This is a genomic window from Frigidibacter sp. MR17.14, assembly GCF_037095735.1.
In the GTDB taxonomy this organism is placed as follows: domain Bacteria; phylum Pseudomonadota; class Alphaproteobacteria; order Rhodobacterales; family Rhodobacteraceae; genus Frigidibacter.
The window spans coordinates 478,467-498,050 of sequence record NZ_JBAWKD010000002.1 but is presented as its reverse complement, the minus strand read 5'-3'; the positions used below and the strand labels follow the sequence as shown (position 1 = coordinate 498,050).

General features: G+C 70.6%; 26 protein-coding genes. 11 read left to right on the top strand and 15 right to left on the bottom strand.

Annotation, left to right across the window (positions count from 1 at the left end; translation table 11 throughout):
- Positions 1–39 precede the first annotated feature (39 nt).
- Positions 40–522, top strand: a complete 483-nt coding sequence (locus tag V8J36_RS07545; protein ID WP_336466669.1) for a GNAT family N-acetyltransferase — start codon at positions 40–42, stop codon at positions 520–522.
- A 4-nt stretch (positions 523–526) separates the two neighbouring features.
- Here the strand turns inward: V8J36_RS07545 and V8J36_RS07540 are convergent, their stop codons facing one another.
- A complete protein-coding gene (locus V8J36_RS07540) occupies positions 527–985 on the bottom strand; it encodes an NUDIX hydrolase (RefSeq protein WP_336466668.1) in 459 nt (152 codons plus the stop codon).
- Positions 986–1,093: 108 nt separating this feature from the next.
- Here V8J36_RS07540 and V8J36_RS07535 point away from each other — a divergent pair, with 108 nt between their 5' ends.
- Entirely contained in the window at positions 1,094–1,939 is an 846-nt protein-coding gene (locus V8J36_RS07535; RefSeq protein WP_336466667.1) for a DMT family transporter, read from the top strand.
- Positions 1,940–2,077: 138 nt separating this feature from the next.
- The gene (locus V8J36_RS07530; RefSeq protein WP_336466666.1) at positions 2,078–2,590 is read left to right on the top strand and encodes a VPLPA-CTERM sorting domain-containing protein; all 513 of its coding nucleotides are present in this window, start codon (positions 2,078–2,080) and stop codon (positions 2,588–2,590) included.
- 100 nt (positions 2,591–2,690) lie between these two features.
- On the opposite strand, the gene V8J36_RS07525 is transcribed toward V8J36_RS07530, so the two are convergent.
- From V8J36_RS07525 to V8J36_RS07515, 3 genes are all read right to left on the bottom strand, one after another.
- Positions 2,691–3,767 carry a 5-(carboxyamino)imidazole ribonucleotide synthase gene (locus V8J36_RS07525; protein ID WP_336466665.1) on the bottom strand — a complete coding sequence of 359 codons (1,077 nt, stop codon included), beginning with the start codon at positions 3,765–3,767 and terminating at the stop codon, positions 2,691–2,693.
- Positions 3,760–4,245, bottom strand: a complete 486-nt coding sequence (gene purE, locus V8J36_RS07520) for a 5-(carboxyamino)imidazole ribonucleotide mutase (protein ID WP_336466664.1) — start codon at positions 4,243–4,245, stop codon at positions 3,760–3,762. Before purE ends, V8J36_RS07525 begins: the two co-directional genes overlap by 8 nt.
- A 136-nt stretch (positions 4,246–4,381) precedes the next feature.
- On the bottom strand, positions 4,382–4,612 hold the full coding sequence (locus tag V8J36_RS07515) for a YdcH family protein (RefSeq protein WP_336466663.1): 231 nt from the start codon (positions 4,610–4,612) through the stop codon (positions 4,382–4,384).
- A 222-nt stretch (positions 4,613–4,834) separates the two neighbouring features.
- Between V8J36_RS07515 and V8J36_RS07510 the strand changes: the two genes are divergently transcribed.
- Both V8J36_RS07510 and V8J36_RS07505 read left to right on the top strand, forming a co-directional pair.
- Positions 4,835–5,251, top strand: a complete 417-nt coding sequence (locus tag V8J36_RS07510) for an Hsp20 family protein (protein ID WP_336466662.1) — start codon at positions 4,835–4,837, stop codon at positions 5,249–5,251.
- Positions 5,252–5,277: 26 nt separating this feature from the next.
- Complete coding sequence (locus V8J36_RS07505; RefSeq protein ID WP_336466661.1) at positions 5,278–5,508, top strand: DUF1150 family protein; 231 nt, start codon at positions 5,278–5,280, stop codon at positions 5,506–5,508.
- A gap of 196 nt (positions 5,509–5,704) precedes the next feature.
- Here the strand turns inward: V8J36_RS07505 and V8J36_RS07500 are convergent, their stop codons facing one another.
- The 3 genes from V8J36_RS07500 to trxB form a co-directional block, all read right to left on the bottom strand.
- Positions 5,705–6,091 (bottom strand): response regulator, encoded by a 387-nt coding sequence (locus V8J36_RS07500; RefSeq protein WP_336466660.1) that lies wholly within the window; start codon positions 6,089–6,091, stop codon positions 5,705–5,707.
- Positions 6,088–7,389: an HWE histidine kinase domain-containing protein gene (locus V8J36_RS07495; protein ID WP_336466659.1), complete on the bottom strand. Its 1,302-nt coding sequence runs from the start codon at positions 7,387–7,389 to the stop codon at positions 6,088–6,090. The genes V8J36_RS07500 and V8J36_RS07495 overlap by 4 nt, the downstream gene beginning before the upstream one ends.
- A 124-nt stretch (positions 7,390–7,513) precedes the next feature.
- Complete coding sequence (gene trxB / locus V8J36_RS07490; RefSeq protein WP_336466658.1) at positions 7,514–8,464, bottom strand: thioredoxin-disulfide reductase; 951 nt, start codon at positions 8,462–8,464, stop codon at positions 7,514–7,516.
- Positions 8,465–8,732: 268 nt separating this feature from the next.
- On the opposite strand from trxB, the gene V8J36_RS07485 reads away from it, so the two are divergent.
- Positions 8,733–9,233: an Lrp/AsnC family transcriptional regulator gene (locus tag V8J36_RS07485; protein ID WP_336466657.1), complete on the top strand. Its 501-nt coding sequence runs from the start codon at positions 8,733–8,735 to the stop codon at positions 9,231–9,233.
- 99 nt (positions 9,234–9,332) lie between these two features.
- Here V8J36_RS07485 and V8J36_RS07480 read toward each other — a convergent pair whose 3' ends face one another.
- The 5 genes from V8J36_RS07480 to lgt all read right to left on the bottom strand — a co-directional run bounded on the left by V8J36_RS07480 (position 9,333) and on the right by lgt (position 13,494).
- On the bottom strand, positions 9,333–10,175 hold the full coding sequence (locus V8J36_RS07480) for a Hint domain-containing protein (RefSeq protein ID WP_336466656.1): 843 nt from the start codon (positions 10,173–10,175) through the stop codon (positions 9,333–9,335).
- 144 nt (positions 10,176–10,319) lie between these two features.
- Entirely contained in the window at positions 10,320–10,514 is a 195-nt protein-coding gene (locus tag V8J36_RS07475; RefSeq protein WP_336466655.1) for a hypothetical protein, read from the bottom strand.
- A gap of 192 nt (positions 10,515–10,706) precedes the next feature.
- Positions 10,707–11,474 carry a peptidoglycan editing factor PgeF gene (gene pgeF, locus V8J36_RS07470; protein ID WP_336466887.1) on the bottom strand — a complete coding sequence of 256 codons (768 nt, stop codon included), beginning with the start codon at positions 11,472–11,474 and terminating at the stop codon, positions 10,707–10,709.
- Between the two features lie 44 nt (positions 11,475–11,518).
- Positions 11,519–12,601, bottom strand: coding sequence for a class I SAM-dependent methyltransferase (locus V8J36_RS07465; protein ID WP_336466654.1), 1,083 nt, complete (start codon positions 12,599–12,601; stop codon positions 11,519–11,521).
- Entirely contained in the window at positions 12,598–13,494 is an 897-nt protein-coding gene (lgt, locus tag V8J36_RS07460; RefSeq protein WP_336466653.1) for a prolipoprotein diacylglyceryl transferase, read from the bottom strand. Before lgt ends, V8J36_RS07465 begins: the two co-directional genes overlap by 4 nt.
- Positions 13,495–13,667: 173 nt before the next feature.
- On the opposite strand from lgt, the gene V8J36_RS07455 reads away from it, so the two are divergent.
- Positions 13,668–13,922 carry an accessory factor UbiK family protein gene (locus tag V8J36_RS07455; RefSeq protein ID WP_336466652.1) on the top strand — a complete coding sequence of 85 codons (255 nt, stop codon included), beginning with the start codon at positions 13,668–13,670 and terminating at the stop codon, positions 13,920–13,922.
- A gap of 95 nt (positions 13,923–14,017) precedes the next feature.
- Here the strand turns inward: V8J36_RS07455 and V8J36_RS07450 are convergent, their stop codons facing one another.
- Positions 14,018–14,989 (bottom strand): hypothetical protein, encoded by a 972-nt coding sequence (locus V8J36_RS07450; RefSeq protein ID WP_336466651.1) that lies wholly within the window; start codon positions 14,987–14,989, stop codon positions 14,018–14,020.
- 323 nt (positions 14,990–15,312) lie between these two features.
- Between V8J36_RS07450 and V8J36_RS07445 the strand changes: the two genes are divergently transcribed.
- The 4 genes from V8J36_RS07445 to V8J36_RS07430 all read left to right on the top strand — a co-directional run bounded on the left by V8J36_RS07445 (position 15,313) and on the right by V8J36_RS07430 (position 17,284).
- Positions 15,313–15,816 carry a YbjN domain-containing protein gene (locus V8J36_RS07445; protein WP_336466650.1) on the top strand — a complete coding sequence of 168 codons (504 nt, stop codon included), beginning with the start codon at positions 15,313–15,315 and terminating at the stop codon, positions 15,814–15,816.
- A 35-nt stretch (positions 15,817–15,851) separates the two neighbouring features.
- A complete protein-coding gene (gene proC, locus V8J36_RS07440) occupies positions 15,852–16,664 on the top strand; it encodes a pyrroline-5-carboxylate reductase (protein WP_336466649.1) in 813 nt (270 codons plus the stop codon).
- Positions 16,661–17,017, top strand: coding sequence for a tRNA-binding protein (locus V8J36_RS07435; protein ID WP_336466648.1), 357 nt, complete (start codon positions 16,661–16,663; stop codon positions 17,015–17,017). The genes proC and V8J36_RS07435 overlap by 4 nt, the downstream gene beginning before the upstream one ends.
- Before the next feature lie 63 nt (positions 17,018–17,080).
- Positions 17,081–17,284, top strand: a complete 204-nt coding sequence (locus V8J36_RS07430) for a CsbD family protein (RefSeq protein ID WP_336466647.1) — start codon at positions 17,081–17,083, stop codon at positions 17,282–17,284.
- Positions 17,285–17,357: 73 nt separating this feature from the next.
- Here V8J36_RS07430 and V8J36_RS07425 read toward each other — a convergent pair whose 3' ends face one another.
- Together V8J36_RS07425 and V8J36_RS07420 are read right to left on the bottom strand one after the other, a co-directional pair.
- Complete coding sequence (locus tag V8J36_RS07425) at positions 17,358–17,936, bottom strand: thymidine kinase (RefSeq protein ID WP_336466646.1); 579 nt, start codon at positions 17,934–17,936, stop codon at positions 17,358–17,360.
- Between the two features lie 45 nt (positions 17,937–17,981).
- A complete protein-coding gene (locus V8J36_RS07420; RefSeq protein WP_336466645.1) occupies positions 17,982–19,325 on the bottom strand; it encodes a DEAD/DEAH box helicase in 1,344 nt (447 codons plus the stop codon).
- Positions 19,326–19,584 lie beyond the last annotated feature (259 nt).

Below are 19,584 nucleotides of genomic sequence, written 5' to 3'. Positions count from 1 at the left end.
CGCCGGTGGATGGCGCGCGGAGCTGACGGAGGCCGGCGCATGAATCTCAGGGAAGTCCGCGATCTCGACCGCACGATGATCTCGGTGCTTCTGAACACCGCCTATGGCCGGCCCGAGGAAAGCCGCCTGGTCGAGGCGATGCGCGCCTCGGGCGACATGGCGATGGAGCTGGTCGCCGAGGATGCGGGCAAGATCATCGGCCATATCGCCTTCGCCCGTCTCGTCGAGCCCGAGGGCTGGTGGGCGGTCGGGCCGCTGGCGGTGATCCGGGCCCGGCAGGACCGGGGCATCGGCTCGGAGATCGTGCGCTACGGGCTGGACCGCGCGCGGCAGAAGGGGGCCAAGGCGATCGCGGTGGTCGGCCCACCGGCCTATTACCGCCGCTTCGGGTTCAGCCGCGAGGCGGGGGCGCAGCTTTCGTCCGACTATCCCCGCGACTACACGCTGGTCTATCCGATCCGGCCCGGCACGGCCGGCACCGCCGGGCGGCTGGTCTATCCCGAAACCTTCCTGATGGTCTGACCGCTCAGCGCAGGATCGGCTCGAGCGGATCGTAGAGCACCGGGGCCGCATCCGGCGCGGGCCAGGCCGCGGCGGCGAGGCTGTCGGGCTTGTGGCGCAGCGTCGCAAGCTCGTCCCGCGTCACGAAGCGGCGCAGGGTGACCACGCCTTCCGGGTCGGTCCAGTCGCCGCCGATCTCGCCGCCGGTGATGCTGGCGCGGAAGTAGACATCGACCTGGTGGAAGATGCCGCCGGGATCGTGGAATTCGTTCACCAGCACCGGGTCGCCCACCGCGATCTGCAGGCCGGTCTCTTCGAGGATCTCGCGCGCGAGGTTGTCGGGCAGCGAGCTGCCGCGTTCGACGCCGCCGCCCGGTGCGCACCACAGGTCGCTTTGCGCCTCGGGGAAGGCGTTGACGATCAGGAGCCTGTCCTCGTGCAGGATCAGGGCGCGCACGGCGAGGCGGGGAGAGGGTAGGGCCATGGCACGACCCTCGCGCGGGCGCGACGCGATGTCCAGCCCGCCGGGGCCGCCGCGCCCCTTGCCTGCCCCCGCCTTTCGGCGCGAGGCTGGGCGCGGGAGGAGACCCGGATGCGACTGATCCTGATGGTGGGGCTGGCGATGCTGGCCTTCGCGGCCAACTCGCTGCTGAACCGGCTTGCGCTGGCGGGGGGCGGCATCGGGCCGTCAAGCTTCGCGGCGGTGCGGCTGGCGGCGGGGGCGGCGACGCTGGTCGCGCTGGCGGCGCTGCGCCCGCGCGGGTTCCGGCCCGGCCTCGGGCCGCGGCGCGCGGTGGGGGTGGCGAGCCTCGCGCTCTACATGCTGGGGTTTTCCTTCGCCTATCTCACGCTCGATGCCGGGGCGGGGGCGCTGGTCCTGTTCGGCGCGGTGCAGCTGACGATGTTCGCGGGGGCGCTGGCGCTGGGCGAGCAGGTGCCGGCACGCCGGGCGCTGGGGGCCGGGCTGGCCTTCGCCGGGCTCTGCCTGCTGGCCTGGCCCTCGGGCGCGGCGCGGCTGGCGGGCAGCGGCGTGGCGCTGATGGCGGCCGCGGGGCTGGGCTGGGGGATCTATTCGCTGGCCGGCCGCGGCGCGGCCGACCCGCTGGGCGATACGGCGGCGAACTTCCTGCTGGCGCTGCCGTTGGGGCTCATGGCGCTGGTGCTGCGGCCCGATGTGGTGGCGCCCGGGGCCGCCGGCGTGGGTCTGGCGGCGCTGTCGGGCGCGGTGACCTCGGGCCTTGGCTATGCGCTCTGGTATGCCTGCCTGCCGCGGCTGGCGGCCAGCCGGGCGGCGGTGGCGCAGCTGACGGTGCCGGTGATCGCGGCGCTGGGCGGCGCGCTGCTACTGGCCGAGACGCCGGGGCCGCGATTCTGGGCCGCGGCGGCGCTGGTGATCGGCGGGGTGACGCTGTCGCTGGCCGGGCGCCGGCCGCGCTGAACGAGGGCGGGGCCGCCGCAAAGGGGGGCGGCGAAGGCGGCGCGGCCGACCCGCCAGCCGAAAGGGTTTGACGCGGTTTCGGCGGCGGCCCTAGGATGATCACGCTAGCGTGTTCCCTGACGAGTTTTGGAGTTACTCATGAAGAAAGTCTTTCTGGCTGCGGCCTTCTCGGTCGCGGCCTCTGCTGCCGGTGCCGCGACCATTTACAGCGGCGAAATCCCCGTCGCCGATTACATCACCATCGGCGATGCCGACTGGGCCTGGGCTTCGCCCTGCGGGGCGGACATCGACTCCTGCGCGAATTTCGACATCGCCGAGCAGGCGACCTACGGCTGGCGCCTGCCCGACGCGAAAGAGATCGCGGATTATATCCTGCCCAGCGTCTCTGATTTCGTGGCGTCTTTCTTCAAGGACGACATCTACGCCTGCGCCTCGGGCTGGTTCAACAGCAGCTGGACCCATTGCGACGTCTCGGACGCGCTGGCCGGCTTCGTCTGGAACGTGGACGGCGGGTATTTCAGCGAGACCTTCGTCATCCGCACCGCGGGTGGCGCGCCGGGTCCGGCGCCGGTGCCGGTGCCGGCTGCCGGCCTGATGATGGTCGCGGGTCTTGGCGGTCTGGCCGCGCTGCGCCGCCGCCGCGCCGCCTGATCCCCGGGCGCGGGATCGAAACGAAAGGGCCGGCATCGCGCGATGCCGGCCCTTTTCCGTGCAGATCGTGCCGCATCCAGATCGCGGGCGGCGGTCCCGGTCAGCGGCGGATCACCCGGTTCACATGGCCCATCTTCCGGCCCGGCCGCGCCTGCGCCTTGCCGTAGAGGTGGATCGCCACATCCGGATCGCGGGCATAGTCCGGCACCTTCGCGACGTCGTCGCCGATCAGGTTGGTCATCACCACGTCGGTATGCCGCGCGCCGTCGCCCAGCGGCCAGCCGGCGACGGCACGGATGTGCTGCTCGAACTGGTCGATGGTGCAGCCGTTCTGCGTCCAGTGGCCCGAGTTGTGGACCCGCGGCGCGATCTCGTTCACCAGAAGCCCCTGCGGGGTCACGAAGAGCTCGACCCCCATCACGCCGACATAATCGAGCTGCGTCAGGATCTTCGCCGCGATCAGCACCGCGTCCGAGCGCTGCGAGGCCGAGATCCGCGCCGGAATCGTCGTCGTGTGCAGGATGCCGTCGCGGTGCACGTTTTCGCCGGGGTCGTAGGCGGTGACCGCCCCGTCGAGCCCGCGGGCCGCGATCACCGAGATCTCGCGGCTGAAGTCGACGAAGCCCTCGAGAATCGCCGGCGCGCCTTCAAGCGTCGCCAGTGCCGCCGCGGCCTCGGCCGCGTCGAGGATCCGGGCCTGACCCTTGCCGTCATAGCCCATGCGCGTGGTCTTCAGGATCGAGGGCGCCCCGATGCGCTCGACCGCTGCGGCAAGATCGTCCGGGAACTCGACCGAGGCCCAGGGCGCGGTCGCGAGGCCGGCGCCGTTCAGGAAGGTCTTTTCCAGGATCCGGTCCTGGCTGACCGCCAGCGCGCGGCGGCCCGGCCGGATCGGGCGCAGGCTTTCGAGGATGTCGAGCGCCGAGGTCGGCACATTCTCGAACTCGTAGGTGATGACATCGACCGAGGCGGCGAAGGCGCGCAGCGCGGGTTCGTCCTCGTAGGGGGCCGTGGTCACGGCATGGGCCACTTCCGCGGCCGGCGGGTTGGCGCCCGGCTCGTAGACATGCGCCTTGAGGCCCAGGCGGCTGGCGGCGACCGCCAGCATGCGGCCAAGCTGGCCGCCGCCGAGGATGCCGATGGTGGCGCCGGGGGCGAGGGGGGCGGTGTCAGTCATCAGAGGGCTCGTCGGGAATGGAGGCAGAGAGCGCCTCGCGCCAGGCGTCGAGGCGGGCGGCGATCGCGGGATCGGTGATGGCGAGGATGCCCGCGGCCATCAGGCCGGCGTTGGCGGCCCCGGCGGCGCCGATCGCCATGGTGGCGACGGGGAAGCCCTTCGGCATCTGCAGGATCGAATACAGGCTGTCGACGCCCGACAGGGCGCGGGTCTGAACCGGCACGCCGATCACCGGCACCCGGGTCTTCGAGGCCATCATCCCCGGCAGATGCGCGGCGCCGCCGGCCCCGGCGATGATCACGTGCAGCCCGCGCTCGACGGCGGCCTTGCCATAGGACCAGAGCCGGTCGGGGGTGCGGTGGGCCGAGACGATCTTCGTCTCGTAGGCGATCCCCAGCTCGTCGAGGATCGTCGCCGCTTCCTTCATCGTGGGCCAGTCCGACTGGCTGCCCATGATGATGCCGACCTTCACGCCCATGCCGATGTCCCTTGCGCGCCCGGAAATAAGAGCGGGCACTATACGCACGGGCCGACAGGGCGCAATGGGCAGGGCGCACTGGGCAGGGCGCAATGGGCGGCGTGCCCTTGGCGGCGTCGCCGGTCGGGTCCGTCGTTCAGGCGATGATGTCGGGGGTCAGCTGGTCCTCGATCCGCGCGATCTGGTCCTTCAGCAGCAGCTTCTGCTTCTTCAACCGGCGCAGCCGCAGCGGGTCCGACCGGCCGGTCTCTTCCAGCGCATGGATCGCCTGGTCGAGGTCGCGGTGCTCGCGCCGCAGCACCTCGAGCTTCACGCGCAGCACGTCCTCGTGTTCCATCTGCCCGCGGGGCGTCATCGGCGCGTTCATCGGTTCCGGCCCTTGGCCCGTGGCGCCGCCGGGGGGATCCCGGCCAGCTGGGGGCATGGCCCAGAATAGCGGCAGATGCCGGCGCCTGCAAAGGCTTGTGATGCCCCCGCGGCGCGAGCGAGGTGCGAGTCACTTGCCGCGCCACGGACCCGCCCCCATATTCGATACAGACGGGGTCGCCGCGATCGGGGCCCTGACGATGTCGCTTGGACGAGGACAGAGATGACCAAGGTGAGTTTCGGCGCGCACCCCTTCCTGCTGGGCTTCGACCAGCTGGAGCGGCTGGTGGAGCGCACGGTGAAGGCCGGGGCCGAAGGCTACCCGCCCTTCAATATCGAACAGTCCGGAGAGCATGCCTTCCGCATCACGCTCGCCGTCGCAGGGTTCCGCGAGGACGATCTCTCGATCACGGTCGAGGATCGGCAGCTGGTGATCCGCGGCCGGCAGGGCGACGAGGGCGAGACCCGGATCTTCCTGCACCGCGGCATCGCGGCCCGGGCGTTCCAGCGCAGCTTCGTGCTGGCCGACGGGGTCGAGGTGTCCGGAGCGACGCTGGAGAACGGGCTTCTCCACGTCGACCTGAAGCGCTCGGTGCCAGAGGCGGTGGTGCAGACCATCCGCATCGGCCGGACCACCTGAGGACCCTGAGGACAAGGAGCAAGGACATGAACACGCGTCACGAGATTGCAGAGAAGGCCGGCGCCGACCGCATCGTCTACGTGCGTCCGGTGCTCGTCTCCGACCTTCCCGAGGAGGTGCAGGAGCAGGCGGGCGGGCTCGACATGATCTATGCGCTGCATGACACCGACGGCGAGCGGATCGCGCTGGTTCGCGACCGCCGGCTGGCCTTCATGCTGGCGCGCCAGAACGACCTCGCCCCCGTCAGCGTCCACTGATCCGGGCACGATCACCGAAGGGCGGCCGCATCCCGGGGGATCGGCCGCCCTTTTCGTTCAGGCGCGTTCCGTTCAGGCGTGGCGCAGAGCCGCGTGATTTCGCATTGGCACAAATATCCCGGGGGGAGGGCCCGGCACGGGCCCCGGGGGGCAGCGCCCCCCGCCGTCCCTCCAGGCCGGCGCGGGTCGCGGGCGTTCAGGGCTCGGCCATCGCCGCGCAGAGGCACGAGGCCAGAACCTCGGGGGTCGAGGGCTTGGTGCAGACCTTCGCCCGGCGGAAGGCGGCAAGCAGGGCGCCCGGATCGGCGCGGCCGGTGTGGAAGACGAAGGGCACGCCATGCTCGGTCAGCCACTGCGCCAGCGGCAGAACCGTCTCACCGTTCAGGTCGACATCGAGGATCGCCGCGTCGACCGCGCGCTCGCGCACCAGCTCCATCGCCGGCGCAAGCCGATAGCAGGGGCCCGCCACCTCGGCCCCCATGTCCTCCATGGTCATCGCGAGGTCGAGCGCCAGCAGCGCCTCGTCCTCGACCACCATGATCGTCTTGCCCGAAAACTTGCCCACGACGTCTTCGCCTCTCACCCGACAGGCACCAGTGCAGCGGCCAGTTCCTCTTCCAGCAGATCGAACACAAGCTCGATCTCGAGGCCGTTCTCGCTCCAGCGCCGTTCCATGCTGCCCGCGGCCTGCGCCAGCGACAGCTCGATCATCCTGCTGCCGAACCCCTCGCCCCTGTCGCCATCGGAACCGCCCGAAGGGCTCTGTTCCATCCAGCCGAGGTGCAATCGACAGTGCTGCCCGAACGCCCACGAGACCGAGAGGGTTCCCTCTGGCCGGGACCATGCGCCATATTTCAGCGCATTGGTTGCCAGTTCGTTGACGATGAGCCCGACCGGGGTCATCAGGCGCGCCGGCAGCACCACCCGCGGGCCATGCAGGAACAGCCGGTCGGGGCCCGGCGCATAGGCGCCGACGACGCCCCGCAGCAGGTCGCCAAGCTCTGCCGTGCCCAGTCGCGACTGCTGCGAGGACAGCTCGTAGGCCCGTGCCAGCGCCTGGATCCGCAGCCGCGACTTCTCGCCGGCGATCTTCGGATCGCGCTCGGTCCGCGCGGTCAGCGAGATGATCGACAGGATCACCGCGAAGAGGTTCTTCACCCGGTGCGACAGCTCGCGCGAGACGAGGTCGGCACGGTCGCGCTCGGCCTCGATGCGCTCGAGGAAGGCCATCCGCGCCTCGGCCCCCGCCATGCGGAAGGCCAGCACCGCCGCCAGCACCGCCAGCGCCGTCGTGCTGGCCCCGATCAGCACCAGCGCCAGCCGCACCCGGCGGCGCTGCGTGTCGGCATCGGCGAAGGCGGTTTCCAGCCGCGCCACCTCGGGCAGGCGCAGCGCGTCGATCTCGCGGCGCAGCTGCGCCATCACCCGCCGCCCGGTCTCGACCTCGCGCGACAGCGCCGTCCGCGACATCGGTCCGCGCGGCGCGACGATCTGCTCGAGCGCGGCCATCCGCTCGCGCGCGCGGGTCTTCACCGGCCCGGTGCGCAGCGGCCCCTCGATCGACGAGGCCCGCGCCGCCGCATCGAGCCGGATCAGCACCCCGTCCAGCCGATTGCGCGCCTCGGTGAAATTCGCGAGGTTGGTCTCGTTCCCGGTCAGCAGGAAGGCCTGCGCGGCGGTCTCGGCATCCAGCAGCACCACCGTCAGGTCGGCCAGTTCGCTCAGCATGCCGCGGGTGCGCTGCACCTCGATCCGGGCGGCATCCTCGGCCGAATAGCCGCGCGACAGGGCAAGGCCGCCCGCCAGATAGAGGCTGGCCAGCAGCAGGACCAGCAGCAGGCTGGCAAGCGCACGTCGGCTGGAGAGGAAAGCGGGGATCACGGAGGTTCTGGGCCGGTTCGGACGGAGGGTCGGCACCCCAACGCGCGAAACCGGATTCGGTGCCCGCCGCGCCGCGGCGGCGGGTCAGCCGCGGCGCGCCGGCGCGGGCGCGCCGCGGGCCGGCTTATTCGGCCAGACCTTCGGCGGCCAGGAAGCGCTCGGCATCCAGCGCCGCCATGCAGCCCATCCCGGCCGAGGTCACCGCCTGGCGGTAGATGTGGTCGGTGAGGTCGCCCGCGGCGAAGACGCCGGGGACCGAGGTCGCGGTCGAGCCGGGCTGGACCTGGACATAGCCGCCGGAATGCAGCGTCAGCTGGCCCTTGACCAGTTCCGAGGCCGGCGCATGGCCGATCGCCACGAAGAAGCCCGCGCAGGGGATGTCGGTCGTCTCGCCGGTCTGCAGGTTGCGCGCGCGCACCGCCTCGACGCCCAGCGGCGCCTCGGTGCCCAGAACCTCGGTCACTTCCGAGTTCCAGACCATCTCGATCTTCGGATGCTTGAAGAGGCGCTCCTGCATGATGCGTTCGGCGCGCAGCGTGTCACGGCGGTGGATCAGCGTGACCTTCGAGGCGAAGTTGGTCAGGAACAGCGCCTCTTCGACCGCGGTGTTGCCGCCGCCGATCACCACGACCTCTTTCCCGCGATAGAAGAAGCCGTCGCAGGTCGCGCAGGCCGAGACGCCGAAGCCCTTGAACTTCTCTTCCGACGGCAGCCCCAGCCATTTCGCCTGCGCGCCGGTCGCGAGGATCACCGCATCGGCGGTGTAGGTGGTGCCAGAGTCGCCGGTGGCGGTGAAGGGCCGCTTCGAGAGGTCGAGCGCGGTGATGATGTCGCCGATGATCTCGGTCCCCATCTCGCGGGCGTGCTCTTCCATCTTCACCATCAGGTCGGGGCCCATGATCGAGCTCTGGCCCGGCCAGTTCTCGACATCGGTGGTGATGGTCAGCTGGCCACCGGGCTGGATGCCCTGCACGAGCACCGGCTTCAGCATCGCCCGGGCGGAATAAACCGCGGCGGTATAGCCCGCGGGGCCGGAGCCGATGATCAGAACCTTGCTGTGCTTCGTCTCGGCCATGGCGTTCCCCAGTTCTTCCGCGATCTCTTCGGTGGCAGCCGGGACGATATAGAGAGCCGCGCGGCGCCCGAAAACCCCCCCGATACCCCCGTCTGGCGGGCAGCGGCCCTGCGGCGTCGTCAGGCTGCCCGTTGTGGTGGCGCTCTGCCCGCGCGATGGGCGACGGAGGGGACGCGAGCCGCGCAACGATGTGACAAGGTTGTGAAACAATATTGCGCAGCGCGGGGCGCGGGGGTAAGTAACGGCAAGAATTCAGACGAGGACCGCAATGGCCGCCACCCGACTTGACGAAATCGACCGCAAGATCCTGGCCGAGCTGCAGGCGGACGGGCGGATGACGAACGTCGAACTGGCCAAGCGCGTCGGGATCTCGGCCCCGCCCTGCCTGCGCCGCGTGCGCACGCTGGAAGAGGCGGGCTACATCCGCGGTTACCATGCCGATGTCAACCCGCGCGAGCTTGGGTTCGAGGTCGCGGTCTTCGCAATGGTCCGCCTGCACAGCCAGGCCGAATCGGATCTGTCGGCCTTCGAGGCGCGCTGCCGCGCCTGGCCGCTGGTCCGCGAATGCCACATGTTGAACGGCGAGATCGACTTCATCCTGAAATGCGTCTCGCCCGATCTCTCGACCTTCCAGAGCTTCCTGACCGGCCAGCTCACCGCCGCCGACAACGTCGCCAGCGTGAAGACGAGCCTCGTTATCCGCTGCGCCAAGGATGAGCCGGGCGTGCCCTTCGACGTGCTCGAGGACCGGCTGAAGCGGCTGGGCTGACCGGCCGCGGATCGCCCCGCGAGCGCACCAAAAAAGCCGCCCCGGCGCCGGGGCGGCTTTTTGCATGGGGTGCGGTCGGGGGCCGCGCCGCGCGCGGGGTCAGGCGACCAGAAGGTCCTCTGCCTCGAAGCGGGTCAGGCGCGGATGTGCCTCGGCGCCGAAGCCGGCGATGCCGCCGCCGTGGTCCGGCAGGTGCGGGAACAGCGACAGGAACAGGTGCAGCAGCTGCGGGTCCATCATCGTGGCGAGGTTCTCGCCCGGGTGGAAGCTTTCGATGCCGATGCCCCCGGCCGAGAGCGTCGCCTGATTGGCCAGCACGAGGTGGTGCACCGACACCGGCGTCGCCGGCGCGACCTCGAAGATCCGCTCGCCGTCCTGCAGCGCCCGCACCGGCAGATAGGCGCTGTCGCGCCCGACGATCGGCACCAGCTTGGGGTCGCGGCGCAGCAGCCGGGCGTGCGGGCCCAGCACCACGTCGGCCAGCGGCCGGCCCATGCCGAAGCTTTCCGCCATGATCCGGGTCAGCCGCGCGGCTTCCGATCCCTGGCTCGCCGTGCGCTCGGTCTCGGCCGAGCCGGCGGGGTAGAGCGTGATCTGCCCGGTCCAGAGCAGCGCCGACGAGTCGCCCTCGGCGGTGACGAGGATGTCGCCGGGCAGCAGGTCCTGCACGGCCACCGGGCCCTGCGTCGTGGCGACCAGCGTGCCCCGCGCGATGGCGGCGAAGGCCTGTTCGAACATCGGCATCGCCGGGGCCAGCCGCGAGACGCTGCCGATGTCGCCGTTCGCCATCAGGTAGCTGGCCTCGTAGCGCCGGGCCAGCGGCATCGCGCGCAGCGGGCGGCGTTCGGGCTTCAGCGCGGTGGCAGGCGACAGCGATGGCACGAGCGGGGCTCGGACCCCCGCGTCGGGACGCGGCGGGTAGGGACGATGGGGTTGGGTCATGCGCGCAGCCCCCCGGTCTGCCGTTCCCGATTTTCTCCCACCGACCCGAGGGTCAGGGGGCGGGGATGTTCTTCCTTCTCCGGCATGTCAACGTTCCCTGCTTGGAAGGGTTCCTGTGGGTTACGCCCCGGCGGGGCAGGTGGATCAGCGCGCCGCGCGGCCGGTGGGCCGGGCGGGGCTGCGGGTCTGCCCCTGCAGGGCAGGGGCGACGGCAACCGGAGTCGCGGTACGGTTGGCGGGGCGGGTGGCAGTGCGGCGGCCCTGCCACGGCAGCAGGGGCACGTCGGCACTCTGCGCGGCGGCAATGGCCGATTTCAGCCAGCGGCGATGCGTGGGCATGGCGGATTCTCCTGCTCTGGTCCTCGCGTGCAATCCCGTTCCGGATTGTGCTTTGAGGGCGATCCTCGTCAGCGATCGTGGCGCTGCCGTGGCAAGCAGGGGGCGTTCATGGGGTTTGTTGCGCTGGGCCGAACGGTGCGTCGAGTCGGGGGGGCGCGCGGGAAGTGTGCAGGGGGCAGTGGCCCCCGCGGGTCAGAGCCGGATCGCCGAGATCAGGCGGCCGTAATCCGCTTCGCGCTGGTGGACCGAGCGGCGGTAGGAATAGAAGCGGTCCGGGTCGGAATAGGTGCAGTGCCCGGTCCATTCGGCCGCGCCGATGCCCGCAGCGCGCAGCCGTGCCAGCGAGAAGCCGACAAGATCGAACTGCAGCCGGTCGCCGGCGCCGTTCGCGAAGAATCGGTCGGCCGCGTCGTCCTCGGCCAGGAAGGTGTCGAAGAATTCCGGCCCGACCTCGTAGGCGCGCTGGCTGATCGTCGGGCCGATCACGGCCACGATGCGCTCGCGCAGCGCGCCCTGCGCCTCCATCGTGTCGACGACGGCCTCGAGCACGCCACCCAGCGCGCCCTTCCAGCCCGCATGGGCCGCGCCGATCACGCCGGCGGCGGCATCGGCGAAGAGCACGGGCTGGCAGTCGGCGGTCAGGATGCCCAGCGCAAGGCCCGGGGTGCGGGTGACCATCGCGTCGGCGCGGACCGGGGGCTGGCCCGGTGCCTCGATCACCGCGACATCGGGGCTGTGGATCTGGTGGACGCCCGCCAGCGCCTCGGGGGCGACGCCCATCGCCTCGGCCACGCGGGCGCGGTTCAGCGCCACCGCCTCGGAGAGGTCGGACGAGCCCTGACCGCAGTTCAGCCCGGCGAAGATCCCCGAAGAGGCGCCGCCGTGGCGGGTGAAGAAGCCGTGGCGCAGCGGGGCGAGGCTGCGGGCCGTGAGGATTTCCAGACTGGGGCGGTGGGGCATGGTGTCGGCGGTCTTGTCCGTCTGGCCGGTCTGCATGTCGCCGGTCATGTGTCGAAGCCCGCCGGGCAGGGGGCGGACGAGGGGTAGAGGGCGAGTCCCTTGAACAGGTTCCCCATTTCCTCGGGGTGGGTCAAGCGGCGGTGCGCGGCGACGTGGCTGTCGAGGCCGGCGCCCGTCAGCCGCCCCGCCAGCTGCGCGGCGCGGGCGTCGATCCCCAGCCGCTGCAGCAGCAGCCCCTGCGCGGTCATGCCGCTGGCCGCCACGCCCGCGGCGCGGGCGGCCCGGGCGAGGGCCGCGAAATCGACATGGGCGGTCAGGTCGGCCGCGCCGGGGTCGGCGAAGGGATCGGTGAAGGCATGGTCGCGCATCGCCTGCAGCGTGTCGCCGGTGCCGTCCCAGCCGCCGTAGTCGAGGATCAGCGCGATCCCGCCCCGCGCCGCGATCCGCGCGGCGATCGCCGCGGTGATCCCCGGCAGGGCCGGGCACAGCTCGGCGATGGTGCCGGGCGCCGCGGTTCGGTGATGGGCGAGCGCGGGGAAATCGGTGAGCGGGCCGAGACCCCAGCGGAAGCCCGCGCCGTCATGGCCCACCATCCGTTCGCGCCAGCCGCCGGGCACCCGCTCGAACTGGCGGATCGGCAGGGCGTCGAAGAATTCGTTGGCCAGAAGATAGAGCGGGCGGTCGGCGGGCAGCGTCTCGACGCTGTCGTGCCAGGTGACAGGGCGGTCCCCCAGCGCCGCGCGCTGGCGGGCGCGCAGGGTGGGCGAGGCCTCGACCAGATGCACCTCGGCCGCGGCGTCCATGCCGGGCATCGCCGCCAGCGTGCGCAGCACGTCGGCCATCAGCGTGCCGCGCCCGGGGCCAAGCTCTGCCAGCACGAAGGCCGGCGGTCGGCCTTGGTCGGCCCAGCCCTGCGCAAGGCTCATCGCCAGCATCTCGCCGAACATCTGGCTGATCTCGGGCGCGGTGGTGAAGTCGCCGCCCCGGCCCAGCGGGTCGCGGGTGACGTAATAGCCGTGCTCGGGATCGGTCAGGCAGTCGGCCATCCACTCGGCCAGCGTGACCGGGCCCGAGGCCGCGATCCGCGCGGCGATGCGCGTCGCCAGCGGACTTCCGGGCGCAGTCATGCCGCCGGGGCCGCGGGCCGGCGGGCGCGCAGAACGAACCACAGGCCCACGGCGATCATCGGCAGCGACAGGATCTGGCCCATCGACAGCCCGCCGAGCGCCCCGAAGCTGATCACGTTGCCCATCGGGTTCTCGGGCGTGATGAACTGCGGGTCGGCCTGCCGCGCGAATTCGACGAGGAAGCGCGCAAGCCCGTAGCCCGCGAAGAACAGCCCCATCACCCGGCCCGGACGCTTCAGCGCCCCCAGACGGATCGCCAGCAGCAGGACGAGGAACAGCACGATCCCCTCGAGACCCGCCTCGTACAGCTGGCTCGGGTGGCGCGCGCAAAGACCGGGCACGATCCCCGGGCAGTCCTGCGCCTCGGGGCCGGGGAAGATCACTCCCCAAGGCAGGTCGGTCGGGCGGCCCCAGAGCTCGGCATTCACGAAATTGGCGAAGCGGCCCAGCATCAGCCCCGGCGGCGTCGCCAGTGCCAGCGCGTCGCCAAGGCTCAGCACCGGCACGCCGTTGCGGCGGCAGAACCAGGCCGTGCCCGCCACCACGCCCAGGAAGCCGCCGTGGAAGGACATGCCGCCCTGCCAGACCTTGGGAATGTCCAAGGGATGCGCCAGGAAATAGTCGGGCTGGTAGAACAGCACGAAGCCCAGCCGCCCGCCCAGGATCACCCCCAGGATCACCGCGGTCATCAGGTCCTCGATCCGCTCGGGCGCGGTCGGCGCGCGGTCATGGGGCCAGAGCGCGGGGCGGCGCATCAGCGCGACCACGATCCGCCAGCCGATCAGCAGCCCTGCGATATAGGCCAGCGCATACCAGTGCAGCGAGAAGTGGATCGGGCCGAGGTCGAGCGTGAACAGGACCGGAGAGATGTCGGGGAAGGGAATGCCGGTCATGCCGTCCTGCTCTTGCGCGGTGTCGCGGGTCAGAAGCCCGCTGCGGCCGGCGGTGTCAACCGGCTCGCGCAACTGTCAGCGGGGCCGCGCGGCTTGCGCCTGCGTGCCTGCGCGACCATATAAGGGACAAGCGCCGCGCCGGTCCGTCCCGGCCTGATCCCAAGGAGCGAGCCATGCAGGGCACGACCAACAACAAGTTCTTCGACGACATCTCGAAGCTGATGACCAATGCGATGGGCGTGGCCCAGGGCGCGCGGACCGAGATGGAAACCGCGATGAAGGGCTGGATGGACCGCTGGCTGGCCGACCGCGACTTCGTCACGCGCGAGGAATTCGACGCGGTCCGCGCCATGGCCCAGAGGGCCCGCGAAGAGAACGAGGCGCTGTCGGCCCGTCTGGCCGCGCTCGAGGAAAAGATCGCCAAGTGAGGCGCGCGGGGGCGTCGCGCCCCCTGTGACCGGATGCAGCCGTCGCCCCGACCCGGGCGGCGGCTGTCGTCTTTCGGGGTCCCGGCAGCCGGGGCTCAGTTCGCGGCGGCCTGCTTGACCGATTTCACCAACTCGGGGCGGACGGTGTCCATCACCAGCGCCGCATAGACCTCTGGCTTCAGATGCGCGTCATCGGCAAACAGCGAGGGCGGCATCCGCCCGGCCTTCTGCCGGTCGAGATCCTCGGGCGTCGGCCGGATCTGCGCCGCGGTCCAGGGCCGGGGCGACAGCAGCCAGCCGCGGAAGTCGAGGTAGTTCGCCGGCCACTGCGCCTGCAGATGCGCGTTCAGGTCCAGCACCTTCTGGAACTCGGGCGAGGCCGGGTCCCAGCTGACGTCCTCGAAGAAGCCCCAGATCAGCAGCTGGTGCTCGGGATCATCGAAATAGCCGATCAGCTGGTCGAGGTCGCGGGCCATGATCTCGGTCGGGTGGCCCTGCTTGATGCCGTTCTTGCCGGCGTTCAGCATCACCACCTTGTCCGACAGCCCCGGATCGGCGGGGCGCAGCGCCGCGATGTCGGGGTTGGTCGGGATCGCGCGCACCCGGTTCTGCGCCACCACCGCGCGGCCGGGTTCGGCCCGGTCGAACTGATAGCGGTTCTCGGGCCCGTTGCGGGTCAGCGTGCCCTTCACGCCCAGGATCGTCACCTCGGTCGGCTTGATCGCGAAGCTCAGCGTCGGGAACTCGCCGTCAAGCTGCAGCTCGACCGGCCCCTCGGCCGGCAGCATGCCGCCCTTGACCAGGAAGGGCGTGAAATACGAGCCGACCCGCTGGCCGATGTCGCGCTGGGTCGAGCCCTCGTCGCCGCGGTTCAGATAGGTCGCGCCGATCTCGGCGGCGATCTTCTCCATCGCCGGGGCCGAGCGGTTCATCGAGCTGGAGCCGATGCCGACGATCAGCGGCGGCTGGCCGGCGGCGTCGCGTTCCAGCCGGATGTCGGCGGCCAGCGCGGGCAGGGCGAGCGAGGTCAGAAGGGCGGCAAGCAGGGTCGGGCGCAGCAGGGCCATGCGCGGGTTCTCCTCTGGTCGAGCGGAACGGGCGGAAGGTCGGTTAGCGATAGGTGAATGCGGCTGCTCTTGCGGCATGGTTGCCGCAAAGTAAATCGCTGCATCCGCGAAACCCGGTCACATTTCGCGTCACCCGCTCGGGATTGCGTGAGCTGCCTGAAATGCGGGCACAGGCGAGTTGTCCCCAAGTTTCGGCTTTACAGAGTCAGCGCCAGAGAACACCATATCTGGTAAGGGCGGCGCAGGATCATCCCCGACCCTTGTGACACTACCCAGCAGTTGCGGGCCTGTCCGTCAATCTGCCAACGACCATGAGGCCGAGCATGTCACTCTCCGAGGATTTCCTGCTTTCCGAGGATGTCCACCCGATCGACATCGTCGAAAGCCTGGCCGAATCCCATGACTGGGAATTCGACCGCGTCGCCGACGACCAGATCGCGATGGCGGTGGAAGGGCAGTGGCGCACCTATTCGCTGACGCTGGCCTGGACCCCGCAGGACGAGACCCTGCGCCTGATCTGCACCTTCGAGATGGAGCCGCCCGAGGCGCGGATGGCCGAGCTTTACGAGGCGCTCAATCGCATCAACGATCAGGTCTGGACCGGCGCCTTCAGCTTCTGGGCCGAGCAGCGGCTGATGGTCTGGCGCTATGGCCTCGTGCTTTCGGGCGGGCAGGCGGCCAGCCCCGAGCAGATCGACCGGATGATCTCGTCCGCGGTCGGCGCCTCGGAACGTTTCTACCCCGCCTTCCAGCTTGTGGGCTGGGGCGAGCGCACTCCCGAACAGGCGATGCAGGTCGCCATTGCCGAGGCCTACGGCCGCGCCTAAGGTCCGGACCCGACAGGGTTTCGAGGACGGCTGCAATGGATATGGCGACGGTGGCGGCGCGGGGGCTGGTGCTTCTGGGCTGCGGCAAGATGGGCTCGGCGATGCTGGCGGGCTGGCTCGAGGGCGGGCTGCCCGCGGCCTCGGTCCATGTGATCGACCCCAATCCCTCCGACTGGCTGAAGGGCACCGGCGCCGCGATCAACGCCGGGCTGCCGGCCGATCCGGCGATCGTTCTGGTGGCGGTGAAGCCGCAGATGATGGGCGCGGCGCTGCCCACCATCGCGGCCTTCGGGGGCGGGCGCACGCTGGTCGTGACCGTCGCCGCCGGCACCACGATCGCCACCTACGAGGCGGTCTTCGGCCCCGGCACGCCCATCGTGCGCGCCATGCCCAACACCCCCGCCGCCATCGGCCGCGGCATCACCGCGATCTGCGGCAATGGCTCGGCCACCGCAGAGCATCTGGCACTGGCCGAGGCGCTGCTGTCGGCCGTGGGGCAGGTGGTGCGCCTTGAGGGCGAGCACCAGATGGACGCGGTCACCGCCGTTTCGGGCTCTGGCCCCGCCTATGTCTTCCACCTGATCGAGACGCTGGCCGCCGCCGGCGTGGCCGAGGGGCTGTCGCCCGAACTGTCGATGCAGCTGGCGAAGGCCACCGTCGGCGGGGCAGGGGCGCTGGCCGAGGCTGCGCCCGAAGACCCGGCGCAGTTGCGGGTCAACGTGACCTCGCCCGGCGGCACCACCGCCGCGGCGCTGGCCGTGCTGATGGATGAGACGGCCGGTTTCCCCGCGTTGTTGAAAAAAGCCGTGAAGGCGGCCGCGGACCGCGGTCGGGAGCTGGGCAAATGAGCGGAAACGACAAGGCGCCCGAGATCGGCTTCGACGATTTCCTGAAGGTCGACATCCGCGTCGGCCGGATCGTAAAGGCCGAACCCTTCCCCGAGGCGCGCAAGCCGGCGATCAAGCTCTGGATCGATTTCGGGCCCGAGATCGGCGAGAAGAAGAGCTCGGCCCAGATCACGAAGCACTACACGCCCGAAGCGCTGGTCGGTCGGCTGGTGATGGCGGTGGTCAACTTCCCGCCGCGCCAGATCGGGCCGATGCGCTCGGAGGTGCTGACGCTGGGCGTGCCCGACGAGGATGGCGAGGTGGTGCTGCTGGCCCCCGGCAAGGATGTGCCGATCGGCGGGCGACTGTTCTGAGGGCGGAACCCGTGTCCGGATCTGCGCGTTATTTTTGCAGATTTGATCCGAAAGGAGACGGACATGAACTGGGATATCGTCGAAGGCAACTGGAAGCAGATCAAGGGCTCGGTGAAAGAGCAGTGGGGCAAGCTGACGGATGACGATCTCGACGTCGCCGCAGGCAAGCGCGACAAGCTCGCCGGTCTGATCCAGGAGAAGTACGGCAAGACCAAGGATGTCGCCGAGCGCGAGGTCGACGACTACTTCGCCAACCGCAAGCACTGAGCCGCCGAAAGGCTGCGCCAGCGCGAAGGCCGCCCGAACGGGGCGGCCTTTTTCGTGGGGGTTTCTCTCCGGGTTACTGCCCGACCGCCGCGCGCCAGTGGCGCCGGCAGAGCGACTCGTAGGTCTCGTTGCCGCCGATCTGCACCTGCGCCCCGGCCACCGTCACCCGGCCGCCGGCGTCGCGCCGCACGACCATCGTCGCCTTCTTTCCGCAATGGCAGATCGTGCGCACCTCGCGCAGCTCGTCGGCCAGCGCCAGCAGCGCGGCCGAGCCCGGGAACAGCGCGCCGCGGAAGTCGACCCGCAGCCCGTAGCACATCACCGGCAGGCCCAGATCATCGACCACTCGGGCCAGATCCCAGACCTGCTCTTGGCTCAGGAATTGCGCTTCATCGACAAAGATGCAGTGAATGCCGCCCGCATCGACAGCCGCCTTGACGAAATCGAACATTTGGGTCGTTGCGTCGAAGGTCGCCGCCGGCTCGCCGATGCCGATGCGGCTTTCGATCCGCCCGGTGCCGGCCCGGTCGTCGATCGCGGCGGTCATCAGCAACGAGCCCATGCCGCGTTCGCGATAGTTGTGCGCCGCCTGCAGCAGGATCGTCGACTTGCCGGCGTTCATCGTCGAGTAGTGGAAATAGAGCTTTGCCATGCGCGCGAGGGTTAGGCCCCCGCGCGCGGCAAATCAACCGCCCTCTCAGGCGCTCTGCTGGGCCTTCGGACGGCGCGAGGGGCGCCGCGCGGGGCGCTTGCGGCTGGGGGCCGCGTCGCCCGCTGCCGCCTTCGGCGCGGGTTTCGGCCCGCGCGGTGCGCCGCCCGGCGCCCCCTTGCCCTGAGGACGCCCGGCGCCACCGCCCTGCGAGCGGCTCGGGCCCGGCCGGCCCCGGCCCTTGGCGGCAGGTGCTACGGCCTCGGGCTCTTCGCCGCCGATCACCAGGATCTCGGCCTTCATCGCCTTCTCGATCGCGCGCAGCTCGCCCACTTCGGCCGGCGAGCAGAAGGCGACCGCGCGCCCGTCACGCCCCGCCCGTGCCGTGCGGCCGATGCGGTGGACGTAGTTCTCGGGCACGTTCGGCAGGTCGTAGTTGTAGACGTGCTTCACATCCGGGATGTCGAGCCCGCGCGCCGCCACGTCGGTGGCGATCAGCACCTCGATCTCGCCCGAGCGGAAGGCCTGCAGCGCACGCTCGCGCTGGTTCTGGCTCTTGTTGCCGTGGATCGCGCCGACCGAGAAGCCCCAGCTTTCCATCAGCCGGCTCAGCTTTTCCGAACCGTGCTTGGTGCGGCCGAAGACGATCGACAGCTCGCCCGGGTGACGGCCGACATATTCGGCCAGAAGCTTGGCCTTGTCGCCCTGGTTCACGAAATGCACGCCCTGGTCGATCTTCTCGGCGGCCTTGCCCGGCGGGTTCACCGCGACGCGCACCGGCTCGGTCAGGTAGGTGTCGGCCAGCTCTTCCATCAGCTTCGGCATGGTGGCCGAGAACAGCAGCGTCTGGCGGGTGCGCGGCAGGTAGCGCGCGATCCGGCGCAGCGCGTGGATGAAGCCGATGTCCAGCATCTGGTCGGCCTCGTCCAGCACGAGGTATTCGGCCTTGGTCAGGTCGACGGCATTGCGGTCGAGGATGTCGATCAGCCGCCCGGGGGTGGCGATCAGCACGTCGACGCCGCGCTTCAGCCGCTCGATCTGGGCATTGACCGAGGCGCCGCCGACGATGCGGAACACGCGGATCGGGGTGCCGTCGGCATAGGCGGTGATGTTGTCGGAAATCTGGGTGGCCAGCTCGCGGGTCGGCGCGAGGATCAGCGCGCGGACCTGCTTCGGCCCGGGCTTGCCGCCATGCTTCAGCAGGCGGGTGATCATCGGCAGGCCGAAGGCCGCGGTCTTGCCGGTGCCGGTCTGGGCAAGGCCCAGCAGGTCGCGGCCCTTGACGATCTCGGGGATCGCTTCGGCCTGGATCGGGGTGGGATCGGTCAGGCCGATCTTGGCGATGTTTCTCAGGACATCCGGGGCAAGGCCCAGGGACTCGAAATTGCTCAAGGCAGTCTCTTTCGGCAGGCGCACGGCGGCGCACGGGGGAGGGGCGCCGAAGGGAGACGGCGCGCGACAGGCGGGTCACGGGCACGGCCCGCGATGACCCCTGGCGTGATGGGAGCCGGTCTTCCGGTCCTGTGCCCCGGTCGGAATCTGGTCGCAAGGACCGGATCGGGCACGGCTGCTCACGCGGCAGCGGACGGCGGATCGGTCCCAGATGGGGCAGGGCGGGCGCGAAGTCAAGTGAAGCGGATGTGATCGCCGC

Excerpts from the sequence above, each read along its gene's own strand:
- V8J36_RS07545 (WP_336466669.1), top strand. The coding sequence starts at position 40 with ATGAATCTCAGGGAAGTCCGCGATCTCGACCGCACGATGATCTCGGTG.
- V8J36_RS07540 (WP_336466668.1), bottom strand. The coding sequence starts at position 985 with ATGGCCCTACCCTCTCCCCGCCTCGCCGTGCGCGCCCTGATCCTGCAC.
- V8J36_RS07535 (WP_336466667.1), top strand. The coding sequence starts at position 1,094 with ATGCGACTGATCCTGATGGTGGGGCTGGCGATGCTGGCCTTCGCGGCC.
- V8J36_RS07530 (WP_336466666.1), top strand. The coding sequence starts at position 2,078 with ATGAAGAAAGTCTTTCTGGCTGCGGCCTTCTCGGTCGCGGCCTCTGCT.
- V8J36_RS07525 (WP_336466665.1), bottom strand. The coding sequence starts at position 3,767 with ATGACTGACACCGCCCCCCTCGCCCCCGGCGCCACCATCGGCATCCTC.
- purE (WP_336466664.1), bottom strand. The coding sequence starts at position 4,245 with ATGGGCGTGAAGGTCGGCATCATCATGGGCAGCCAGTCGGACTGGCCC.
- V8J36_RS07515 (WP_336466663.1), bottom strand. The coding sequence starts at position 4,612 with ATGAACGCGCCGATGACGCCCCGCGGGCAGATGGAACACGAGGACGTG.
- V8J36_RS07510 (WP_336466662.1), top strand. The coding sequence starts at position 4,835 with ATGACCAAGGTGAGTTTCGGCGCGCACCCCTTCCTGCTGGGCTTCGAC.
- V8J36_RS07505 (WP_336466661.1), top strand. The coding sequence starts at position 5,278 with ATGAACACGCGTCACGAGATTGCAGAGAAGGCCGGCGCCGACCGCATC.
- trxB (WP_336466658.1), bottom strand. The coding sequence starts at position 8,464 with ATGGCCGAGACGAAGCACAGCAAGGTTCTGATCATCGGCTCCGGCCCC.
- V8J36_RS07485 (WP_336466657.1), top strand. The coding sequence starts at position 8,733 with ATGGCCGCCACCCGACTTGACGAAATCGACCGCAAGATCCTGGCCGAG.
- V8J36_RS07480 (WP_336466656.1), bottom strand. The coding sequence starts at position 10,175 with ATGACCCAACCCCATCGTCCCTACCCGCCGCGTCCCGACGCGGGGGTC.
- V8J36_RS07475 (WP_336466655.1), bottom strand. The coding sequence starts at position 10,514 with ATGCCCACGCATCGCCGCTGGCTGAAATCGGCCATTGCCGCCGCGCAG.
- pgeF (WP_336466887.1), bottom strand. The coding sequence starts at position 11,474 with ATGCCCCACCGCCCCAGTCTGGAAATCCTCACGGCCCGCAGCCTCGCC.
- V8J36_RS07465 (WP_336466654.1), bottom strand. The coding sequence starts at position 12,601 with ATGACTGCGCCCGGAAGTCCGCTGGCGACGCGCATCGCCGCGCGGATC.
- lgt (WP_336466653.1), bottom strand. The coding sequence starts at position 13,494 with ATGACCGGCATTCCCTTCCCCGACATCTCTCCGGTCCTGTTCACGCTC.
- V8J36_RS07455 (WP_336466652.1), top strand. The coding sequence starts at position 13,668 with ATGCAGGGCACGACCAACAACAAGTTCTTCGACGACATCTCGAAGCTG.
- V8J36_RS07450 (WP_336466651.1), bottom strand. The coding sequence starts at position 14,989 with ATGGCCCTGCTGCGCCCGACCCTGCTTGCCGCCCTTCTGACCTCGCTC.
- V8J36_RS07445 (WP_336466650.1), top strand. The coding sequence starts at position 15,313 with ATGTCACTCTCCGAGGATTTCCTGCTTTCCGAGGATGTCCACCCGATC.
- proC (WP_336466649.1), top strand. The coding sequence starts at position 15,852 with ATGGATATGGCGACGGTGGCGGCGCGGGGGCTGGTGCTTCTGGGCTGC.
- V8J36_RS07435 (WP_336466648.1), top strand. The coding sequence starts at position 16,661 with ATGAGCGGAAACGACAAGGCGCCCGAGATCGGCTTCGACGATTTCCTG.
- V8J36_RS07430 (WP_336466647.1), top strand. The coding sequence starts at position 17,081 with ATGAACTGGGATATCGTCGAAGGCAACTGGAAGCAGATCAAGGGCTCG.
- V8J36_RS07425 (WP_336466646.1), bottom strand. The coding sequence starts at position 17,936 with ATGGCAAAGCTCTATTTCCACTACTCGACGATGAACGCCGGCAAGTCG.